We start from the raw sequence: 22,758 nt of genomic DNA, 5'->3' as shown, positions 1-22,758 counted from the left end.
ATATCATGAGCAATATACAAAAGCAGCATAAAATATCGCCAGCTATAGCATGGCTGACGATACAAAAATTTATTATTTTTTATTGTCCTCTTGACGGGGAGCATACCATATCCGGTCGTGTGGTTTCTTTCTTTTTCTGCCTGCCGGAAATGAGCTTTCAACTGCGGATAACTCATCTCAACATTCTCAGGCTCGGAATAAACTGCCCTGTTCAACGGCAAGCCGTTCATCTTTCCTTCATCGTTGCAGATGATGGCAACTTCGTCCTCAAAGGGCATATATTCTTCAATATCTCCCTCCACAAGAGACTGCATTGCTTCAAGCGTATCCTCGATTTCAATGAGCTTCGGATACCTGCCCGGCTCAACAAGAATGACGGAAATCTTCTCAGGTGCTTCTACCTTTTCAAAGGTATCCTCGTTAATATTCAAGGCGAGGGAGCTTCCGTTTTCCCAACTCATATGAATCTGTCCGGCGTCGTCAACGAATTTAACCGTTCCTTTCAGACCGTAGGGCATTTGACTTTCGCCAGCCATTTCAGTGAGTACAATCTGCGTTCCCTCCGGGTACATTTCTCTGATTTCTTTTAGTTTCATCGTGCAAAACTCCTTTCGGTTTTATCTTTTATTCCCAAGCGTTTACAAAGAAAGTCGTTGACATCTTTCCCATATTGGGGAGGGTCGTCAACGACTTCATACTTATCTGAAAGAATCGTCTGCAACGCTTTGGTCGCTTTTCTTCCGGCAATATCATTGTCCAAATGAAGAACAATTCGCCTGATTGTTTTGTCCTTTTCAAGCAGCCTGCCGAGTGTAACAGGCACTTTCGAGTCCTCGATTTTCTGCTTTGGGGAATACACTCCCGCAAGAGAAACAAGGTTAAACTGTCGCCAGTCTTTGCCCTCCAGCTTCATCAAAGTTGCATAGGAAAGCAGGTCAATGGCACACTCAAAAAGATGAACCTCTCCGGTGTTCTCGGCAGTCAGGCGGAAAGAATATTGCTTTTTGCTTCCGGTGCAGTCGCCCATAATTCTTGATTGATTTGTTGCTCTGTATGCGGCGTATTTAGGTTCTTTGTTCTCGTCATAGCCGATAAAAACAGCATTATGATATGGGAGCGACTCGATGATTAGCTTCTGTTCCAAGCAGTAGTTGATAATTTCATAATCAATCCCACGCCCGAAAAGATAATCAAATACCACATCGGTAGTGGGGCTTTTTTCAGGCAGAAGCAAAGGCTGGTTCTCATAACTTTTGATGTTTTCACAAGTCGGAAAGCTGACTGAACCGTTTCCCATAATGGTCTGAACCGCCTCCACAAAATCCATTCCACGGACTTTGATAAGGTAATCGAGGGCAGATTTGCCCCCGATACCTCTCGACCACCACATCCATTTGCCGTTGGAAATCTTCAAGCTGTCGTGGGTTCTTGTGGTGTAGGTGTTACTTGAAAATTTAACAAGCTCGCCCGGTTCATACTCTCTAAGATAGGTTAATAAATCCATTCGTTTGGCTTCGGTTATGACTTCCGGTGCAATATACGGCATAATTATCACCGCCGTTCTACATCAGCAAATCGGCAACCGCTTTCTGTATCGGTTCGTTGATACTGAGCTTTGCAATGATAATGAGTATCTTATCAACAGGGCAGCCGATGTCATTCCAAACAGTCCAAGCACCTCCCGCAAGGTCGTCGTTTTCATACAAAGCAATGATTTCTTCCGGCGAAAACACCGTTTCAATGCTCTGTCGAACCAACTCTCCGTAGAAAGAAAGCTTTGCATTTCTAAGGGCAAATTCTGCTTCCTTTGCGGGCGGTTTGCTTCTTTTCAATTCGAGATATGCTTTATCAAGTCTCCTGACCACAACCATCATCATTGCGTCAAAAGGGTTAATGATTGCTTTTCTGCAAGGGCAGTTTTCTCTTTCCTTATCGGGTGTCATTTTATCGTTCATAGGTTTTCTCCTTTCGTGTGTTCGGCACTTCGCCCTCATCGGGTTCGCCGCCGACAATTTCGTTTTCTCGCTTATCCATATTGAGCAAGATATTCAGCTCGTCCAAGCGGGCAAGCTTTGTCTTTAGTTCTTCCTCTTGGATAAACGGTTTTTGGACTTCTTTCTTTGCGGTTTCCAACTGATTTGTGGTGTTCTCAAGGTCATTTTCCGCAAGCGACAAGCTCTCGGCAAATCTCTCAATGCCGTTATCAAGACGGATAATATTGCCGTGTGCGTCATCACCGAGAGGAACATTTCTGCTTGTCGCACCTTTCAGTCGAACCTCATAATTTCGCTCTGCGGTATTAAAAAGCAGTTCCGTTTCAAACCCTCGGTACTTGCCGAGAGGAATAGGGTCGGGGCTGTTCATCTGCTTGCAGGCTTCAATGATTGCTTTACCGGCGTCGGCTTTTTCGGAATAAAAAACACCCTTAACCTCCATACCGACAAATCGGTCGTCCGTTGGTTTCGGGTGCTGTTTCGCAGTTTCTACATCTTGCTTCAATCCTTCAATACGGTTTTCCAAAGCTGTAATTCGCTGCGGATAATATTTGATTATCTTATCTTCCAAAGCGTATTTTTCAGATAGAAAGTTGGATTTTAAGAGCTTCAGCTTTTGAACTTGAATGTCCAAATCCATCTTCTCCTTAATATACGGGTTGCCGGTGGCAAGCATTTTAATCTCTGCATAGGAAAGGGCGGTTTCATCAATATCCTCGGCAGAACGCACCGGGGATTTGCTCGTCATAATCTGACTGGCGAACTTTTGCTTTCCCTCTACAAGCTGATAGAGATATGCGTCAAAGGTCTGCTCCGTTACATAGCGGTAAATATCTACATCAGGATTTGAGTTACCCTGACGGATAATTCGACCGGAACGCTGCTCCAAGTCTGACGGTCTCCACGGGCAATCCACATCGTGAAGTGCGATAAGTCTGTCCTGAACATTCGTGCCGGCTCCCATCTTTTGCGTAGAGCCGAGAAGCACTCTGACCTCGCCTTTACGGGTCTTTTGGAACAGTTCTTTTTTCTTCACATCGGTATCTGCTTCGTGGATAAAGCGGACTTCGCTTTCGGGGACACCACGCTCTATGAGCTTCTTTCTGATGTCGTTATATACCGAGAATGTTCCGTCATTCTTTGGAGTTGAGAGGTCGCAGAACACAAGCTGTGCCGATTTTTTATCGGCTGTTTCCTCCCAAATACGGTAGATGTTATCGACGCAGGCGTTGATTTTACTGCCCTCAAAATCAGGCAGCATATCGTTAAGCATACGCTGGTCAAGTGCTAACTTCCTGCCGTCGTTTGTAATTTTAAGCATATTATCTACACTCGAATCTACACCGCCGCCACGGACTTTCTCGGCTCGTTCCGCAAGGGAAGCAACCATCTCTTTCTGCATTTCCGAGGCTTGACCGCAACATTGTGGAAGTGTGCTTCCGGCACAGGCAGTTCCAGCATATCCGCCGTCTTGATGTCGGCGACCTCCTTAAACATCGCCATAAGCTCCGGTAGGTTGTAGAATTTCGCAAAGCGGGTTTTCGCTCTGTAACCCGTTCCCTCCGGGGTAAGCTCAACGGCTGTTACAGTCTCTCCAAAGGTACTTGCCCACGAGTCGAAGTGCTGCAAGTTGTTTTTGACAAGCGTGTTGTACTGCAAGTATCGCTGAATGGTATATAGCTCCACCATACTGTTTGAGATAGGAGTACCGGTTGCAAATACCGTTCCTCGACCGCCTGTAAGCTCGTCAAGGTATCGGCACTTCATAAACAGGTCGGAGGATTTCTGTGCTTCCGTTTGAGCGATACCGCCCACATTACGCATTTTGGTGTAAAGATAGAGGTTCTTGTAATAATGACTCTCGTCAATAAAAAGCCTGTCCACACCGAGTTCTTCAAAGGTAACAACATCGTCCTTTCGGCTTTGGTCGTTGAGCTTTTCCAGCTTTTGTTTCACGGACTTTTTAGACTTTTCAAGCTGTTTAATGGAGAAGTTTTCTCCACGGTTTCGCTTCAAATCCATAATACCGTCTGTCAGTTCTTCAAGCTGCTGCTCAAGAATTGCCCTCTGTCTTTCAATGGACATCGGGATTTTCTCAAACTGAGAATGACCGATGATTACGGCGTCATAATCTCCCGTGGCAATTCGACCGCAGAACTTTTTGCGGTTCTTTGTCTCAAAATCTCGCTTTGTCGCTACGAGAATATTCGCCGCCGGATAGAGTTGTAAGAACTCCGCCGCCCATTGCTCGGTTAAGTGATTTGGCACTACGAACAGCGACTTATTGCAAAGTCCCAGTCGTTTGGACTCCATAGCGGCGGCTACCATTTCAAAGGTCTTGCCCGCACCGACTGCGTGTGCTAACAGCGTATTACCGCCGTACAGAATGTGTGCAACCGCATTTTTCTGATGTTCACGGAGTTCGATTTCCGGGTTCATACCGTTGAAAACAATGTGGCTTCCGTCGTACTCACGGGGTCTTATACTGTTGAACTTTTCGTTATACATCTTCGTGAGTTTTTCTCGGCGGGCAGGGTCAGCCCATATCCAGTCCTGAAAGCCCTGCTTTATGAGTTCCTGCTTTGCCTGTGCGATTGCCGTCTCTTTTTTATTGAGAACGGCTTTCTTTCTGCCTTCCTCATCTTCGATATAGTCAAAGATTCGGACATCTTTCAGGTTCAGTGTTTCCTCAATTATCTTATATGCGTTGATGCGGGAAGTACCGTATGTGCTGTACGCTTTTACATTGGAACGGTCGTAGCTCTTTCCCTCAATGTTCCATTCGCCGGTAAACTGAGAGTAGTGAACCTTGATATTCCATTGTGCATAGCGTGGGGTGTCGAGAAACTCAAACATAAACTGTTGGAATATTTCGGGCGGTATCCAAGTCGCACCGAGCCTTACGGAAATCTCGCTTGCCGTCAAATCCTTTGGCTGCACCTTTTCAAGTGCCTGCACATTGACGGTGTAATCTTCGGGATACAGTGCCGCAGACCTTTTGGCTGTCGCCAGCTTCTCACGAACATTGCCCGACAGATATTCGTCTGCCATCAGATACTTCGGCTCATAGGAATTACCGTACTCATAAAGGGGATTTAAGAAGATTACACCCTTTAAGTCAGCGAATAATTCCTCCTCACTTTTGCCGGACAACTCCATCATATATTCCATATCAATGGCTGCTTTTTCGCCCATAGAGACAGCGAGAGCCTCGTCTGCGGTGTCAACCTCCGTTACCGGCTTGTGCGGTTTAATCGTCCTTTTGAAGAACATATCCGCCTTGCGTTCCAGTTCGCCATCTTCATTGATAACCTCAAGAGCGGAGAGCAGAGCATAGGAGCTGTCGTCGGAAAAGGCAGAAGTATTGGCACGGCTGTTAATCAGTCCGTACTTCTTTGTAAAGCTGTCATACAGTGTGTTCAGCTTATCCTGTGCCTGTTTGATTTCGCTGTCCGGGTAATCCTCGGTTTGCAGTTCAATCAAGTTACGGACGCAATCTCTTATCCCAATCATACCCTTAATGCGGTTCTCAGCGGTTGCAGATACCTCCACCGGGGACATACGGGAGTTCTCACGGAAATAGATTTTATCGTCTAAAACAGTGTAAGAGAAGTTCCTTACCATAGGGTCTGCCGGGATAGAATTATCTTCTTCCTCCAGTTCGTCGGCAACCTCGTATTCGGAGATTTCTCCGTGAATGTTTGAGACTGCTTCGTTCAAAAGCTCCGAAAGGTCGGCATTTTCAAACGGTTCACAGGTTGCTTCCGGTCCGAAGCGACCGCTTACCATTTTCATTTCGCCGAGTATCATTTCCGGGTGCTGAACAAAATATGAGTTCATCCTTATACCGTTTTCGTCGGTGTCAAGATGAACCCAATCCGGCTCAATATCTATGAGTCTGTCTCGCTTTTGCAGAAACAGAATATCGGATACGACCTCTGTCCCGGCATTACCTTTGAAGGTGTCGTTCGGAAGTCTGATTGCTCCGAGAAGCTCCGCCCTCTGTGCGATATATTTACGCACATTGGAGTTTTCCTTGTCCATAGTTCCTTTGCTTGTCACAAGAGCCATCACACCGCCGGGGCGTAACTTATCAAGCGATTTTGCAAAGAAATAATCGTGGATTAAGAAATTGTACTTGTCGTATCGTTTATCGGAGACTTTGAAATCTCCGAAAGGCACATTGCCGATAATGCCGTCAAAGAAGCTGTCGGGGACATTTACTTCCTCAAAGCCCTGTGCCGCAATGGAAGATTTCTGATAAAGCTGCTGAGCGATACCGGCTGAAATGGTATCAAGCTCAACACCGTAAACCTTTGCGTTTTCCATTGACTTGGGCAGCATACCGATGAAATTACCGATACCGCAGGACGGCTCAAGCAGGTTGCCCTCCTGAAATCCCATCTGTTCCAACACCTTGTAAATGGCGGTAGATACTTCGGGCGGAGTGTAAAATGCAGTCAGTGTGCTTTCTCTTGCCGACGCATATTCCTCCGGCGTCAGGATGTTTTTCAGCATTGCATACTCTGTATGCCAAGCTCCTGCTCGTTCGTCGAAGGCTTCGGGAATACCGCCCCAACCGACATATCTCGACAAGATTTTCTGCTCGTCAGGTGTTGCAAAACGGTTTTCGTTTTGACAATCTCTCAGGACTTTTATTGCTGCATAGTTTCGGTGGAAGCGTTCTTTCTTGTTCACTTCTTCAACCTGATTATTGGCAAGGTCAAAGTTGTGTCGTTCGGACATAGGAATATCCGGGTGGAGGTCAAAGCTCTTTACTTTTGACTTTTTCTTTTGCTCCCAAGCGGGGACAATCGGTTCAGGCTCTTTGTCGTAACCGTTGCCGATACGAACACCCTCGTTATACATTTCCTCATCGCTGTCAAAACCGTTTTGAGTAGCAACGATTTCTCTGTAATCCTCAATCGGTACATTCCCGATATTTGTTGCCACCATATCAGCTCTTTCAGTGTTTTCAATAAGAGCTTCCATTGTGGCAGAGGTACAGTCGGTCAAATCCGGTGTCCTGTGAAATTCTCGGTCTGCGTCCACAAACCATTCCGTACCTACATCGGCAAGCTCCTGATTTGCAATGCTACCGAGATAATCAAAGAAATCCTCTGCCGAGTCATACTCCCGTGCGACTTGCTGTATCTCGTCAAAAGAAAGAGTATTTGTAACATACTGACCTCCGGCATTGCTGTCGGGGTTATAGTACATCCAAGTTACACTTTCATTGTCCCGGTCAATAAAGAAGGCGTCGTCATAACCGGTTTTCGGACTGAAATCCGGTACGGTTTCAGTATCGTTTTGAGCTTTATTTTCGCCTGTAACGGTTTTTTCTTCCGCCGGTAATACACTGACCTTCAAGTGGTCGTTCATCGGATTTTCACGCACTTTGCGGTCAAATTCTTCCCTTGAAAGTTCCTTGTTGAATAAGGGCATATCGAAGTCATAGAGCATTACACGGTTTTCATCAAAGGACAAAATCTCATACTGAGAAGCCCCAATATACACGCTGTCGCCGAGATGATATTCATACTGCGCTTCCGGCTCGTCCTCTTTGTTTTCAGGTTCAGGCGGTGCGGTAGAAAGTATCTCACGGTTTTTTCTCTGCTCTGCAAGCTCGGCTCGCCGTTCTTCCTGCTTTTCAAGCCATTCAGGGTACTTTTCTTTTTCCTTTGGGTTTAGGTATCTGTCCATACGGATAAGGTCTCCGATACGCTTTTCCACCTGAGACCAAGAAAGAGTAATGTGCGGCTTGTCGCTTCCGATACCTTTTGAAATTGTGATACCTTTTCCGTCGTGCTGTTCGTCAATGCCTGCACCGATGATGACCGGATAAGAGCCGCCCCAACCGTATTCGTTTTTCAAGAAGTCGGCGTTCTCTTTTGCGGAAATGCTCTTTTCAAACTGCTCATAGATACGCATTTTACCCTCGGAAACTCCGCTTCCACGGGTCAATACAGCGTCTATGATTTCCTGAGAAAAAGTAAAGGCAGAGGTTTTTTGTTCCTCTGCCTGATTTCCCATAATGAGAGTCAACTGACCGTCCATAGACGGAATCGGTTTCATTGTATCGGTCAATTCTCCCAAAAGTCTCATTGCTTCAAAATGCTGTGCGATAACGCCCCAGTCGTAGAAACTCTGAGCGGTTCTGTTTTCGTATTCACCCTCCCACAAGTGGAGGACATTCTGAAATGTTTTGTATCCCACAAGCCTGCCGTCGTTTAAGGTAAGCCGGGTGTAGTCGTTATTGAAGATACCCTTGATATATTCGGTACGGGTCGCATTGTCCGTATTTCTCTCATAGAAGTCTTTGATTTCTTCCTTTGAAGCGGACAAATGCGGGGTAGTACCGAGTATCTCTCGGATAGTATCATCGCCACCGAAAAACGGCAGGCTCTTGTCCTCGTGGTTTCTGTCGTAATACTCTAAGCGAATATTACCTGATTCTTCACGATTTCCTGTGCCGAGTTCCTGATGTTGTTCATCAGGCGAACCCACTTCATCATATCTTCCGCTTTCATCTGCTCCGTCAGCCCGGCTTTCTGTGCCATCTGCTTCACGAGAGTTTCCTCCAGTTCGCTGGCTCTCTGCTGAACCTCCGCCAAGTGACTGTTCAGAATCCCTTTCGTCAGAAGATTGTAGTACAGGATTTTGTGATGTTCCTTCAGATAAGTTCTCCTCATCTGCGACCATCTGCCGAGAGTCACTTCCGTCTGCTCCGGCAGTTTCAGGTTCGGAAGATTGTAATCTCCCACCATCGTGTATGTGATTTCGCTCATCGCTTTGACTCCTTTCGTCTTTGATGTCTTTATTGTATTCGGATTGCTCCTGTTCATCAATTATGCGATTTTCCTTGCTGAGCGTGCTGATTGTTCTGCTGACAGGGAGCAACGCCATTTCTGCAATGTCGCTTGTAGCAATACCCACCGCATTGAGAACTTCCTGTGAATTAAAACTTGAAATACCGGCAAAGTCATCGGGAGAATAGACCTTGTCTGCGTTCAGTCCCAATCGTGCCATAACCATATATGATACGCTGTTTCTGACAAGCTCCAAATACAAGGCATTTGCTTCGTCGGCAGACAAATACTCAATATCGCTTCCTGCACCCAAACTCATAAAGTCGGAGATATAGTCTGCGATGTTATCCTCAACGGCATTGGCAATGCTCTCTTTGACGACATTTTCAATACTCGTTGTATCGTTTACCGCACCGAAAGTATTTTCAAGTGTTTCAATAACTTCTGCTTCATATTCGGGTCTCATCTCCCAAATCGGAACAGGGCGGGAATGTCGACTTTCGTGGGTGTCCGATATATCAAAGTAATGAATCAGCCTTTGACGGCTTCTGTCTGTGTCCTCAAATACGGCAATACCCTTTGCTCCTCGGTTTACCCAGCGACCGAAAGTACCGTTCCATCGTTCGATTTCAAGCACGGCTGTTGCGTCGGGTCTTTGGGCATAAATGAGAAGCTGTTCATCAAATCGGAGCCTGAAATTTCTGCCTGCTGTTTTCAGAAACGATTGCCAGTTTACCGGATTGTCTGTAACTGCAAAACAGGTTCTTTCATACAGCTCTGAAATCAGGTCAAATTTTCTTGCCACCTCGTCTGCACCTCCTTATCGTGTTTTTTCTTTGTCCTTTGCGGATTTCGTGTTTTCTTTTGCGGCTGGTTCTACGGTATGACCGTTTCTCTCGCAAAGCTCGGCAAATTCGCAGATATGGTAGAGATTTGTGCCGACCTCCAAATGGTAGTCGTCGATATATCTGCAAGTTCTCTCCATTGTTTTGCCGTCGCCGAGCTTGATTGAGATTTTTTCTCCGTCCGCAATGCGAAACTGCTCCTGATAGTGCGGGTTGATAAATCGGATACCTCGCTCAGCGTTTTTCAAGTGGGCATTTAGCCACTCTTTCTGATAGCAATAGCAGTACAGATTGTACTCGCCCCTGTTGGGGTTAAATCTCATAAGATAGCTGTACTTTCCCGTATCAAGACGGATGCCGTAGTGGTTGCAGTCATCATTAAAGGAGCTGTCGGGAGTGGAATAACAGTAAGAGGACATAGCCTTTCTGCCGGACAAAACATCGCCGTCACGCAATCCGTTTATGACTTCATCAAATTCAGCCTTAAATTCATCGGTTTTCAAGTCTTTTCTGAAATCGTTCCAAGTCGTCCAAAACTCGTTCCCGTTAGAACCGAAGTCGGCTCTCAAATATCCGATAAGACCGGTCTGCATAGAGAGCTGCTGACTTTGGCTGAAGGTGTATTTACGCTCTGCTTCGGTCAATACTCTGTAATCCATTTTCATCACCTCGCTTGTTCGTTTGTTTGTCTTTGCTTTGGAATAGGAAAACCATAAACTCCGGCAATGTCATCGCCGAGCCTTTTGGTAACTCGTGTGATGTCGGCTCTTGTGGCTTTTCCGTTATAGATTTTATCTTGCAGATTTTCAATCTGCGTATCGGTAACACCGTCTTTGAATACACGGTAAAGATAATGGTTTGTACCGTCGTGATGAACGGCGTCGGCACGAAGGTCGCCGTACTTATCCACATACCATTCGTTGTAATCGGTATCGGAATAAAGGCAGTCCTTAATGTTGCCGGAATCAATCATCTTGTAGCCCGACACTCTGCCGTTCCATCTGCCGAGGTCGCCGATAACAATAATCGGCTGTGAAAGCTGAATATTGAGATTTACTCGTTCATCATAAAGATTTTCGGCATTGGATTTTACCATAATGTCGTAAAGCTCATCATCGGAATATCCGGGATACAGTTCCTCCAAAGACTCTCGCCAATCATCAAGGTCAAGGCTAATGTCGCTCCAAATGATATGGCGGTCATTCTGTTCCTGCCTGCTCATCAGTGCCACCTCCCAAATAAGAGAACAGCTTATTGGCTTTGGTCTGCTTCTGAAACTCGATAATCAGACTCATATCCGGAATAGTGATACCCGGAATTTTCAAAATGCTCTCCATGTCGAGCTGCTGCAATTTCTTTTCGGTATTGCAGCCTGCGTCAAACAGTTTCGTCAGAAGCTTTGTCTTTTGCTGAAAAGTGAAATTTTCCTTCATTGCTTTGTCCTCCTTATCGTTCTTTGTCTTTATTTCGCTTCTTGTTTGAAAGCTCTTGTGCCTTTTCCTTTGCCCATTCAGGCAGACGCTCAGGCTTTATTTCGCCCATAACATCCATTCTTTCATATCGGGTTGATTTGCCGGTGTGAAGATTGGTACAAAACACGGCACTTCCACGGCTGTTTGCCGACGCACCGAAACCACCTGTAACATAGTAGAGCTGTCTGTCGGCTCTCTGAAATTCAGGCTTTAATACCTTGGGGTCAATGGCTATGATTTTGCCGTTGATGTCTTTGGAATAGTGGTCGGGGATACAGTCGGCTTCTGTTATGAGTGTGATTGGAATATCCAGTTTTTCGACCTGTTCCTTGAAAAGCTCCGCTTCATTTGCCACACGGCTTCCGAAAAGGTGTACGATTTCGATATAGTCATCGCTTACCATACATTCCGAACACAGTTCAAACAGGTCGTTTCGCTCTGCAAAGCCGCACATAAATTTATCGCCGTTTGTACTTTGCTCATTGGAAGCCAAGATAACTTCCTTTTCGCCCACATTGACCGAGCAAAGAACAGTGTATTCACCGATTTTTCTTTTTCCCTCGTTCATATCCACACCTCAGCTTACTTCAATCACAATTCTGATGTTTCCGCAGTCGCAGCCACTGCACTGCCTTGACAGTTCGGGAAATAGGGATTGCACTCTCTGTCTTGCTCTGCGGATAGTCTCAAAGCACGGCAAGCCGTAGCCTTTATAGTTGTTGACTATATCCTCAAGCGGTAAATCTCCGACTCTCATATAGCTGTATCGGTTGTAATAGCAAAGGATAAGCTGCATATCGTCATACCTCGTTTCGGGGCATTCTCTGAGTATTGCAAGCACCTTGCTGTCAACCGTCTTTTGCTTATTCATAATGCACCTCCGTAAAAGAACGGTGGGCGAAGTTTTCACTCCGCCCACACAAGCGTTCCTTATTTCTTTCTGTTCTTAATCTGCAAGAAGATAAAGCCGCCGATAATAAAGGCGACTAATACAACTGCTACGATTGTTTTAGCGTCCATTACTCATTGTCCTCCTTCTTCTTTTTTCTGTACGCAACAACGGCTGTGCCGACAATACCGAGGGCAGAAAGTCCCGCAAGTGCCGTCCACAAGCCCACATTGCTGTTATCTCCGGTCTTTGGTGTATCTCTCAGCTCATTGTGCATTTCCACAACGGTAGTAGAACCGACCTTTACGGTTGCAATCTTATCCGCAGGAAGCACATAGGAAGCAGAAACACTATCCTGAACCTCGGAAATGGTGTAATCGCCGATACGAAGTCCCTCGATAATGATTTCGCCGTTCTTATCGGTCGTGAAGCTTCGGTCGTAACCGTTTACTCCTGTAACTCTGAAAGTGAAGCCTTCAACCTTACCGTCAGAGGAAGTTTTAACGATTTTCAGGTTTCCTTTCATAGCTGTGTTAATAAAGCCGACGCCGGCTTTGTTTTCTACCTCGTAGGTGGTTTCATCTTTTTCAATGAAAACAGAGTACACACCCTTATCAAGCTCAAAGCCATCCGGTGCTTTGGTTTCTCTTACAAGGTATTTTCCGTAAAGAAGTTCCTTCATCTCGTAAATACCGGTAGAGGTTTCGGAGAGAGTTCCGATAAGCTCGTCGGCGTCATCCAGTTTACCGTCGCCGTTTACATCTTTGTAAACCTCAAAGGTCGCTCCTGTCAGCTTGTTGTCCGGGTAATCTTCATCGACCTTAGTCAACTTGATATTGCCGTGAACATACTCATTGACGATTTCGACCTCAATGACCTGAGCGACCTCGGAGATTTTAACTTCATAAGAAGTTTCATCAAGCACGAAGCCCTCCGGCTGCTCGATTTCTCTTACAAGCCAGTTGCCATACGGTACTTTCTCAAAAGAAAAGCTACCGTCTTTTTGGGAGGTAGCAGTCATCAAAGCATTTTCTTTTGTAAATTCGGTTTCATCAGCCTTAAACAGACCGATTACAGCACCTCCCAGTGCTTCGCCGTTTTCGGTAATCTTCTTACCGGAAACAGAACCGTAAATGAGCTTGTTTTCAATCGGCTTGCCGTCATTGACCGCAATCTCAACATTTGCGGTATCCTGACCGGCATAGCTGAAAGTGAACGGATACTTGGCGTCGGTAAGGATATAATGCTCATCGGTGGCAAGTTCCTTTACATAGTAGCTTCCGAAAGGAAGGTCGGTTTTGATAACAGCCTTGCCGTTCTCGGAAAGTGAGATAATCTCAATCAGTCCGTCTGCCGGAATAGAAGTACCGCTTGCAGAAACAAGTTCTTCTGCGGCGAAAAGTCCGAAGCTGATATTCTTCATTTCATCGCCGTTGCCGATATTGAAGATGTCGTTCTTTTCAATAGTCTTTTCAAGACTTACCGCTACTTTCTGCCTGTCGTTTACAAAGCTTGTGGCGGTTTCGGTTACAGACACTTCCTGACCGGCATAAGTCAGCTCAACATCGTGAGCTTCTTTGTTGATGACCATACCCTCCGGTGCAGTAATTTCAACCACCGTATATTTTCCGAGATAAAGCTCCTTACTCTTGGCAAGTCCGTTTTCATCTGTGGTAACAGTATCTACTACCTCGCCCTTTGCATAACGGAGTGTACCGTCGGGAGTGATAATATCTTCTGCTGCGCTAATCTCATAAACTGCACCTGCAAGACCTTTCACTTCATAGACAGGCTGATAAATCACATCGGCGTTTTCCACGCCGGAGATATTTACCCCTGAAAACACCTCGCCGGTCTTTTCAATGCTGACTGTACCTTTCTGTGCCATATTAGGCTTATCGACCTTAATCACGGTAATACCACCCTCATCGGAAGAATGTTCCTCTGCCACATCAAAGTACACCGGTGTGCTGTCAAGCACATATCCGTAAGGAGCCTGAACTTCTACAAGAGAATATCCCTTGCCGTATTCCAGTTTTTCCGGTGTCACAAGCTGTCCGTTTGCGTCGGTGTAGAAAGTATCAATCGTTGTCGGAGTAGGATAAGTGAAGGTCATTGTTACCTGATTGCCGTCAGGGTCAAAGATTTTGAAGCCTGCACCGGCATAAGGAATGTTTTTACCGCTTTCTGCGTCCACCTTGACAACCTTGATATAGCTTTCAAAGTTTGCGTTGTTGATAAGATAGCGGTAGGTCTGTCCGTCCTGAGCAATGAACACATCAAAGTTCTTCATCAGCTCACGACCTTCCCAACCGGAGGTCTGATGAACGGTATATACGCCGTAAGGCATATCCTTTGTCTGCCCGAAACCGTTTTCATCACAGACAATGACATCTCTTTCATCTTCTTCTGCTGCGTCAAAACTGCCGGAAGATTTGAGATAGATTTCAAAGGTTGCTCCGTTTTCCGGTGTTTCAATCTGAGTTTCGCCGTCATCGGTGTGCTTGATAATGGCGATATTGCCTTTCATAACCTGTTCGGTAACATCATTTGCTGTCTGATTGTGTTCCACCGTATAAAGCTGCGGTTCAGCACCGACCTTGTGAACAGTCGTATCAAGCAGATAACCCTCGGACGGCGTGATTTCACGGATTGTCCAGTCATTATCACAGACATATTCCTTTGTGGTAAACTGCCCGTTCTTATCCGTCACATACTTGTCCACAAGGGTTTCGCCTTTATAGATACCGTAAACTGCTCCGGCAAGGGTAGCGTCGCCCTGCGGTGTGCCTTCCTCTCGGTCGCTCTTTGTTACGGTTACGCTGAACTTTTTGAGAATGTTCGTGAAGTTTCTTGTGGTTACTTCTTTCCAGTTAATCGGTGCGGTCTGATTTGCAGGCACAACATAACGGATTGCGGTATCCACTTCCTCAATGGTGTATGGGGTAGTGCCGCTGATAAGCACATCATCAAAAGAAGCAACACCGTTCTTATCTGTCACGGCATACTCATCGACAGCAATACCGGAAAGAGATGTGCCGTAAAGATGGAAGGTAACGCCCTCAACCAAGTTATCCTCAGAAGATTTGATGACCTGAAGATTACCTCTTTTGAGAACATTATTGAAATTGACCTTTGACACCTGACCGGCAACAACAGTTACTCTGTGAACCTCCTGCGGAACATATTTGTCGATAGACTGTTCTGTTACCGTGTAAACACCGGGCATAAGGTTATCCAGTTGGAATTTACCGCCGTTTGCGGTTGTTACAGTCTGATTGACACCGTTACCGCTTATGGTAAACTGAATGCCGTCAACCTTTCCGTCCTCACTTGTCTTTACAATCTGACAAGAGCCGTAGCTTACCTTCATTTTGACAAAGCCGCTGACAGGGTCACTGACCTCCTGAGCATAAGTGACCACATCCTGAATGCCGTTTCCGTTCTGATGGATACCGTCAGACCATACGACAACACCTCTGCGGACACCGTTCTTTTTTGCGGCTGTGATGGTAAATTCCTTGCTCGGAGCTTTCTCCATCGAAACAGTCAATTTGTTTCCGCTGACAGAGAAAGAAACCCCGTCAATGTTTGCCGAGAAGTTGTAATTGCCAAGCACACCGTTTGTATCGGTGAGAGTAGCAACATACTTGCTTCCGTTCCATTCAAGCTCGTTTACCTTTGCAGAACCGCTTGACCTTGTGCAGAAGCTCGGCACTTTGGTGTGATTCTGAACACTTGTTACCATACTGTTGTAGTACGACAAGATTTTACTGCGGAGTGGGTGTGCAGTGCTTACACATTCAAGCACGGCATTGTATCCGCTGGTAGAAACGTGATTAAAGCCTGCGTCTCTTTCTCCGACAATCGTTTCCCAAATCAAAATCTGAGTGGCATAAGCGTGTGCGATGCAGTTTGCGTCGCTTTCATTCTGCGACTTCCAGCTTGTCGAAATACCTCCACGGTAGCCGTACTGCAAGATACGACCGATAAGCAGGCGAATGTCATCGCCGGAAATCGTTCCGTTCGGGCTGATGTTATTAAAGAAGTTCTCGTCCTTTTCGGTGAGAGTATCTCCAGTCCGCTGACCTGTACCCGGTTCAATACAGTAGGCAATATTGCCCGAATACGAACCCATTGCACGAAGTCCTGTATATTTTGTGGACAAGCCTTTCCAACCGTTCATATAGTTGAGATTGCCGTGTCCCCATTCGCCGTTGTTATTGGTATCTCCGCTTCGGGGATAATCGACGAGGTACACATCGGCTTTTTCTCCTACGGCTGCAAAGGCTGTCGTTGCCCCAATGCCCGTAAAAGCAGTAAGGCTCATAACCGCCGCCAACATAAGCGAGACGGCTTTCTTGAATTTTGTTTTAACCATTGCGTTTTCCTCCTTGAAATGCAAAAACGCACCGATTTTACTCAGTGCGTCCGCTTAAAATTATTTTGTTTTAGCAGTAGCCGATATAGATGTTGTAATCCGTATCGGATAGCTTTTCTGTCCATATCCACACAGCGGTAAAACCCTCGCTGTTCTTGTATCGGTTCAGTCTGCTTTCAATATCAGACTTGATACCGCTTCGGTTAGGATTTGCGGATATGGGGTTGTCCCAACATTCTGTCGCCGTGATGTCAAGAGAAAGCCCTATGCTTACCGCATACTCTTTTGCGTAACTAACATAAGGGCTGACATCGAATGTCTGCTTGTGCGGCTCTGTCGGTTTCGGTTCTGCCGGCTTTTCAGTCGGTTTTTCAACCGGCTTTTGTTCGGCAGTTGTCTGTTCTTTTGGCTGTTCCGTTTGTTTTTCGGGTTCAGCCTGCGTGGTTGTCTGCTTCGGTGGCTCTGCCTTTGGCTTTTCGGTTGCAGGAGTATCAGCCGTTTTTTCTTCCGCCGGTTTTGTCTGAACAGTCGCAACCGTCTGCCTTTCAGCGGTTGATTGGCTTTCTTCTGCCGTAATCGGTGTTTCTTCCTGAACTGTCGTGCTTTCCGGTTCTTCTGCCGTTTCTTCCTGAGAATCTGTTTCGGTATTACCAGCCGGAAAAGAAGTCTCTGTTTTCGTAATCTCCTGTGCAGCTTCTTTGGCTGTGTTACCGTTACAACCTACGAGGAAAATCATCAGGCAGGCAAGAACACAAGGTATCAGCCTGTTTTTCATATCCATCGCTCCTTTCTGCCTTAATCGTAATCAAAACCGGTCAAAACATCAAAGGTGCGATTGGCTGAACTTTTTATCGTAGCAGACATTTTGCTTTTGCTCCAAATGTGCGAACCCTTTTATAGACAGCTATATGTTATTAGAGATAGATATACTCAAGGGAGATAGAGTATATTTTTCAGCAGGTTAATAGCCGGTATATATAGGGGTTAGAGTGTGAGAAAGGGGGAAGGCTATCGGCTGTCACGGTCGGCTCTGCTTCGCAGAAACTTGTTGTAATGCTCCAATGCCTTGCACACAAAATCCTCCGTTTGGCTTATGGGAATATTCTTCGGGATAAGCTGTCGAACCCTATCGCCCCTCAAAACAATTTTCTCCCTTTGGTTTGGTTTTTCCTCCGACATAATCGCTTGGATTGCTTCGGTTGTGAGCTTGCCCTCCTCAAAGAACTTTCGCATACGGATTGTTTGGTCGTGGGACGGGGTTGCGTCGTTCAGGTCGATTTCATCAACCACATCACGCTGACTGTCCTCATCGAGAAAAGACAATTCAACCGCCGGTCGCATTTTAATTCGCCCCTCATCAACATATTCCAAAAGTTCGGGAACAAGGTTTGTAAGGCGAATATATCTGCGAACTTGGGTTTGACTGTCACCCGACTGCTCTCCAATTAGTTGTGCTGTTTCTTTTCCGCTTGACTTCCAACCCACTGGGTCGGAAGTTAGGTCTGTTCTTTTGCCTTGTCTGCTCAATGCTTCCAAACGCATTTTGTAGGCATAGGCTTTTTCCGAGGGAAGTATCTGCGACCTTTGGTAGTTGCTCTCAACCATTAAAATCGTGGCTTCGTCTCGGTTCAGTTCAACGACCTCACAACGGAGAGTATCAAACCCGGCAAGCTCACAGGCTCGCTTTCGTCTGTGTCCCGATATGAGTTCGTATCTGCCGTCCTCTTTCTGCCTTACCGTCGCCGGAGTGATTACCCCTCGTTCCTTAATACTCTCAATGAGCTGTGCCATATCCTCGTCATCACGCACCTTAAAAGGGTGGTCGGGGAAATCGTCAATCTCAGTCAAGGGAATATCTCGGATTTTTGAAAGTTTTTCTTCATCTCTCTGTTCCTGCGTCGAGAATAAGTCATCGAGCTTCGTGAGAGTGAAGTCGCTCTTTCTTCCTGCCATCGGCTAACACCTCCTTTGTAAATTCGGTGTACGCTTTTGACACCGTGCTGCCCGGTTCGTAGGCAAAAATGCTCTTGCCTTTGGAAGAAGTCTCTGCGGCTTTTACGGCAATCGGGATATATGTTCGATACATCTTGATTTGACTACCGAAGTTCTCTCTCAGAGCTTCTACCGTGCTTTTGGCGAGGTTGGTACGGCTATCCACCAAAGTGAGAAGCATACCGTCAATCTTTAAGCCCGGATTGATACGCTTCTTAACTCGTGAAATGGTCTGAACAAGCTGCGTCATACCTTTTGCCGGTAAATACTGAGCCTGAACAGGAATTATTACGCTGTCTGCCGCAGATAGAGCATTGATTGTTACCATTCCGAGGGAAGGCATACAATCTATTAAGATATAGTCGTATTTCTCCTTCACTTCGCTGAGATAGTTTCTCAATGCCGTCTCTCTGCTCATTGCGTTGACAAGGTTAAACTCCATTGCTGAAAGCTCAAGGTTTGCCGGAATAAGGTCAACACCTTCGTCGTGGTGCAGAATACCGACCGTAGGGTCATTCATCGTTTCATTTATGACATCTGTGAGTTTCGTTGCAAGCGTGATACCCAAGTTGTCTGTATCCTGCCAACCGAGACAAGTGGTTAAGTCGCCCTGTGGGTCTGCGTCTATGAGCAGCACTTTCTTTCCCTGCATTGCAAGACCGACGCCGAGGTTTACCGTAGTGGTCGTCTTTCCAACTCCGCCTTTTTGATTGCATATCGCAATCGTTTTGCAGTTCGACACTTTGTGCGTCCTCCTTTCGTGAAATTCATAGCCATCGCAGTATGGCTATGTACTTGACCGGCTCATTTCCTAACCGGTCGGGCAATATTTGTTCTCAACACCCCTTGCCGAGCAATAAGCTCACGGGAAGTCACTAAGGAACAGACTGCTAATCTGTATCATAGGAATTTCACCTCTGCCGGGTACTCCGCCAGCTCCGTAGAGAAGTATCATTATCCTTCTGACTGTCATCGCCGTAACAGGGGCAACCTGTTACCTATACCGGGAGTTCTCGCTGTTCTGCAATGCAGAAGTCACGGCGTACCCGATAAGGTGGCTAAAATCATCAGAATTAAAGTCTTAGTGAATGGTTTATTCAGTTGTCAAAATACAAGTGAAAGGGCTGACCTTTTCGTGGCTCGGAATTAACCCCTTCACTTGTTTGAAATGGGAGAGCGTTTTTGGGGGGTGTTTTTTCAAAATTTCTTGAAAATTTTTTTGCTAACAAAAAAAGCCACCTACTTTCCTCTTAATTGAGGTCAATAGACGGCGGGTAGAAATATTCATAATTTTGGTGTATAATAGGAAATTAAGAGAAAGACAAATTTGAATTTTTTGTGGAGGTGTTTATATGATATTCCTAAAGGTATTGGCTGTAGTTCTGGGATTGGCATTCCTTCTGTTTGGATACTTCATTTACTTTAAAAAGAAATACAATCTTATCAACGGTTTTGAGGCGGATTTCAAAGCCGGTCGGAAGAAAGAAGAATACGCAAAGAAAGTGGGAATGATAGAGTTTGTTGTTGGTATAGTTCTGCTTATCACAGGTGTTGCACTTATTCTGTTTGCCTAATAAATTCCAGTTTGTCTAACTTACTCTAAATTAGCAAAGACCGCTTACAAAAGTGTAGGCGGTCTTTATTCGTGTTCAGATATATTTGATTTTGAACTTTCTTTTCTTGGCTGAAAGCACCTTGCAAAGAATATCATCTGCTGCGTCCGTGTATCTGCCTTGTGCTATCAGGCTGTTCTTCAAACGGATAAGTGATTGCAGCACTTCGCTGTATTCGTCCTTGGAAAGGTATAAATGATATTTTTGTTCTTTCAAAACAACCACCTCCTGTTACCGCAATTATATAATAAGAAATGGCATAGAAGTAGTGTGCGATTGTCGCTTGACCACCCCTAAATGAACGAATTAACAGGGTAACGAACGCCTTATTCATTAGCAGGAATTTTGCTCGAATTTTTCTGCCATTAGCAGAGAGGGCATTTTCATTAGCAAAATAGCGAAAATCCTGCTAATTTTTATTAGCAAGTCGTTCACCTGAAAGGCGGACGACATTCGTCCTAATTTCCATTAGCTGACGGAGATTTTGCTAATGAAAATCTGTGAATTTTACGATTTTTCACTTTTTCCGTAAAAATGAAAAAACGCCGGAAACCCTTGATTTTACTGGGTTTTCCGGCGGAGTTTTTGGCGTTCCCGAGGTGATTCGAACACCCGACCTACCGCTTAGGAGAGCTCCAACCTATTGTCACTCTCTGTCAATCTGAGGTAAGGTAAACCCATATGGGACACTATATAAAACTGTTTCCGATTCAATTCGAGTTATTCTGAATACCCCCTCTGTCAAGCTCTGTAAAGCTTTGAAAGTTAGCTGATTGTTTGCCCCAGCTAATAATCGGGGAATGCCTTGATATTACCATCGACATCTGTTATATGACCACCATGCTTCGTACGTTCGATCATGGTAAACAGTATTCAATTAAACTTTCCTATCATAAGTACAAGATATTTTCTTGTCTATAAATAATATAACGCATACGAGACGGTTTGTCCATGCGTTTTTGACTGGCAAATTTATAAGCTGCTTTCATATTTTTAAACACGGACATAACCAGTAGATATACCTTCGATTCGGTTGGATGCTCCCGTACTCTGAATCAATGCAACTTCTAAGAGTGTTTTCAATTCATCTACATTGGCTTCGAGAAATAATTCCTGTTTGCCTTTATGTTCATGGATGCTGCTAACCATCTGAACAATTTCAGGTGTTAACAACTTCGCAGGACTTACAATAAAATCAAAGTCTCTCATAGGAATCTCCTTCATTTCAGATTTATCTCCGTCATTCTATCATCAAATGATGGAGATAGAATATCCATATACACAATAAATATCCTCATTTCATCCATATATTATATCGTTTTATGAATCGTTTTTTCACTAAAATTACACTATTTTTTCACTATTTTTCATTACTTCATCGTCTTCGCCAGTGAATTGAGCAATGCCCGCATCTCTGGATTCGCCAATACTTTTGCCAGAAGTTCCGGATCGACTTCATCAGCAACAGTAGTATTATTATTTTCCTGCTGTACATGCATCTGTGGATCCAGATTCTTTTTCTCATAAAATGCTTCTTCAAAAAGCTCTGCATTTTTCCTTCTGTCATCATCCAGAATATGAGAGTACACATCTGTAACCATATTGACCTGAGCATGGCCAGAATCACCCTGTACCGCCTTGATGTCTCCACCATTCAGTTTCAGCTTATAAGTAACACTGCTATGACGAAAACTGTGAAATACAACCGGTGGGAGATTATAGTCCTCGATCAATTTCTTTAAAGGGCCACGGATTGCTCCATCACCAAGAGGAAGACCAAAGGTACTTGCCATAACCAGGTTATAGTCCATATATTCGTCACCCAGGATTTCTTTCATTTCATCCTGCTCAGCTTTCCAGTCTACAAGCATATTAGCAACGCTCTTCGGTAAGAATATCTTACGTACACTACTTTCTGTCTTCGGTGTTTTCAGAATACGGACCGTAGAATTCTTCTTATGATTTGTCGGAAATACCAACAACACATCTTTTCCATCCAATGCATTTAAAGATTCTTTTCTTATACGCTGTGATTCTTTGTTGATGAAGACATATGCACGGTTTTCTTCAATTGCCTCATGAGAAATATCTACACAATCCCAGGTAAGACCAAGCAGCTCACCAAGTCGCAGGGAACATGAGAAAGATAGATTAATTGCGAGCTTTAATCGTTCATCTTCACAGACACTGAGCGCATACATCAATGTATCCGCTGTCCAGATGTCTCTTTTTTGTGATTTATGTTTTGGTACAGTCGCATGGGTGCAAGGATTCTTCTCCATCAACTCCCATTTCACTGCCTGTTCAAAACAGTTTCTAAGCAGCTTATTAATATCCCTGACCGTACTGGAAGATACAAATTCATTTCGACTGGTTTTATTCAATGGATTGATAACTGCACGTCTCTTCAAAAGACTCTGATAATATCTTTCGATGAAACGGGTATTGATCTCTGAGAGTTTCGTATCACCAATGATCGGAAGAATATAGTTATTGATAAGAGAGACATTTCCTTCATATGTAGAAAGCGCCCAGTTTTCTTTGCCATAAAGTGCAACATATTCTGTAATAAGCTCGTCCAGTGTTTTGCATTTACGGACGACAAATGATCCCATCTCTTTTTTATATTCAATTTCTTTTTTTCTTCTCTTTGCTTCGGCTTTCGTTTCATAGGTTTCCCACTTCTGTTTCCTCTCACCTTTTTCATTCGTATAAGAATAGATTACATTAAATTTTCCGTTTCGTTCTCTTATAGATGCCATA

At 45.0% G+C, this 22,758-nt stretch carries 17 protein-coding genes and 1 pseudogene; 1 reads left to right on the top strand and 17 read right to left on the bottom strand.

Features of this window, described 5'->3' with window-relative positions:
* From DW904_RS12920 to DW904_RS12860, 14 genes and pseudogenes are all read right to left on the bottom strand, one after another.
* A partial coding sequence (locus tag DW904_RS12920; RefSeq protein ID WP_243110415.1) for a DUF4314 domain-containing protein occupies positions 1 to 596 on the bottom strand: 596 nt, incomplete at its 3' end.
* A complete protein-coding gene (locus tag DW904_RS12915; RefSeq protein WP_024721691.1) occupies positions 593 to 1,546 on the bottom strand; it encodes a DUF3991 and TOPRIM domain-containing protein in 954 nt (317 codons plus the stop codon). The genes DW904_RS12915 and DW904_RS12920, both read right to left, overlap by 4 nt.
* Positions 1,547 to 1,562: 16 nt before the next feature.
* The gene (locus tag DW904_RS12910) at positions 1,563 to 1,955 is read right to left on the bottom strand and encodes a hypothetical protein (RefSeq protein ID WP_014635901.1); all 393 of its coding nucleotides are present in this window, start codon (positions 1,953 to 1,955) and stop codon (positions 1,563 to 1,565) included.
* A pseudogene (locus DW904_RS12905) lies at positions 1,945 to 6,656 on the bottom strand (SNF2-related protein); the annotation flags it as partial. The gene DW904_RS12910 and the pseudogene DW904_RS12905, both read right to left, overlap by 11 nt.
* Positions 6,657 to 8,428: 1,772 nt before the next feature.
* Positions 8,429 to 8,761 (bottom strand): TnpV protein, encoded by a 333-nt coding sequence (locus DW904_RS24020; protein WP_229105187.1) that lies wholly within the window; start codon positions 8,759 to 8,761, stop codon positions 8,429 to 8,431.
* A gap of 862 nt (positions 8,762 to 9,623) precedes the next feature.
* Positions 9,624 to 10,307, bottom strand: a complete 684-nt coding sequence (locus DW904_RS12900; protein ID WP_015573070.1) for a hypothetical protein — start codon at positions 10,305 to 10,307, stop codon at positions 9,624 to 9,626.
* Positions 10,308 to 10,312: 5 nt separating this feature from the next.
* On the bottom strand, positions 10,313 to 10,870 hold the full coding sequence (locus tag DW904_RS12895) for a hypothetical protein (protein ID WP_024721694.1): 558 nt from the start codon (positions 10,868 to 10,870) through the stop codon (positions 10,313 to 10,315).
* The gene (locus tag DW904_RS12890; protein ID WP_015573071.1) at positions 10,848 to 11,081 is read right to left on the bottom strand and encodes a hypothetical protein; all 234 of its coding nucleotides are present in this window, start codon (positions 11,079 to 11,081) and stop codon (positions 10,848 to 10,850) included. Before DW904_RS12890 ends, DW904_RS12895 begins: the two co-directional genes overlap by 23 nt.
* Before the next feature lie 13 nt (positions 11,082 to 11,094).
* The gene (locus tag DW904_RS12885) at positions 11,095 to 11,688 is read right to left on the bottom strand and encodes a hypothetical protein (protein ID WP_015573072.1); all 594 of its coding nucleotides are present in this window, start codon (positions 11,686 to 11,688) and stop codon (positions 11,095 to 11,097) included.
* 9 nt (positions 11,689 to 11,697) lie between these two features.
* Positions 11,698 to 11,991: a hypothetical protein gene (locus tag DW904_RS12880; RefSeq protein WP_003525240.1), complete on the bottom strand. Its 294-nt coding sequence runs from the start codon at positions 11,989 to 11,991 to the stop codon at positions 11,698 to 11,700.
* Positions 11,992 to 12,139: 148 nt separating this feature from the next.
* Positions 12,140 to 16,390 (bottom strand): SpaA isopeptide-forming pilin-related protein, encoded by a 4,251-nt coding sequence (locus DW904_RS12875; protein ID WP_015573073.1) that lies wholly within the window; start codon positions 16,388 to 16,390, stop codon positions 12,140 to 12,142.
* A 70-nt stretch (positions 16,391 to 16,460) separates the two neighbouring features.
* Entirely contained in the window at positions 16,461 to 17,165 is a 705-nt protein-coding gene (locus DW904_RS12870; RefSeq protein WP_024721696.1) for a hypothetical protein, read from the bottom strand.
* Between the two features lie 233 nt (positions 17,166 to 17,398).
* On the bottom strand, positions 17,399 to 18,343 hold the full coding sequence (locus tag DW904_RS12865) for a ParB/RepB/Spo0J family partition protein (protein ID WP_024721697.1): 945 nt from the start codon (positions 18,341 to 18,343) through the stop codon (positions 17,399 to 17,401).
* Positions 18,300 to 19,124, bottom strand: coding sequence for a ParA family protein (locus DW904_RS12860; protein ID WP_024721698.1), 825 nt, complete (start codon positions 19,122 to 19,124; stop codon positions 18,300 to 18,302). The genes DW904_RS12865 and DW904_RS12860 overlap by 44 nt, the downstream gene beginning before the upstream one ends.
* 610 nt (positions 19,125 to 19,734) lie before the next feature.
* Between DW904_RS12860 and DW904_RS12855 the strand changes: the two genes are divergently transcribed.
* Positions 19,735 to 19,956 carry a DUF3784 domain-containing protein gene (locus DW904_RS12855; RefSeq protein WP_015573075.1) on the top strand — a complete coding sequence of 74 codons (222 nt, stop codon included), beginning with the start codon at positions 19,735 to 19,737 and terminating at the stop codon, positions 19,954 to 19,956.
* A 75-nt stretch (positions 19,957 to 20,031) separates the two neighbouring features.
* On the opposite strand, the gene DW904_RS12850 is transcribed toward DW904_RS12855, so the two are convergent.
* From DW904_RS12850 to DW904_RS12840, 3 genes are all read right to left on the bottom strand, one after another.
* A complete protein-coding gene (locus tag DW904_RS12850; RefSeq protein ID WP_102364675.1) occupies positions 20,032 to 20,211 on the bottom strand; it encodes a hypothetical protein in 180 nt (59 codons plus the stop codon).
* A gap of 777 nt (positions 20,212 to 20,988) precedes the next feature.
* Positions 20,989 to 21,204: a hypothetical protein gene (locus DW904_RS12845; protein WP_226977413.1), complete on the bottom strand. Its 216-nt coding sequence runs from the start codon at positions 21,202 to 21,204 to the stop codon at positions 20,989 to 20,991.
* Positions 21,205 to 21,365: 161 nt separating this feature from the next.
* Complete coding sequence (locus DW904_RS12840; RefSeq protein WP_171027973.1) at positions 21,366 to 22,757, bottom strand: tyrosine-type recombinase/integrase; 1,392 nt, start codon at positions 22,755 to 22,757, stop codon at positions 21,366 to 21,368.
* Position 22,758 lies beyond the last annotated feature (1 nt).

Source organism: Ruminococcus sp. AM42-11, from assembly GCF_003480145.1.
Classification (GTDB): Bacteria; Bacillota; Clostridia; order Lachnospirales; family Lachnospiraceae; genus Blautia_A; species Blautia_A faecis.
The sequence above is the reverse complement of the archived record's forward strand: the minus strand, read 5'-3'. Positions and strand labels throughout refer to the sequence as shown.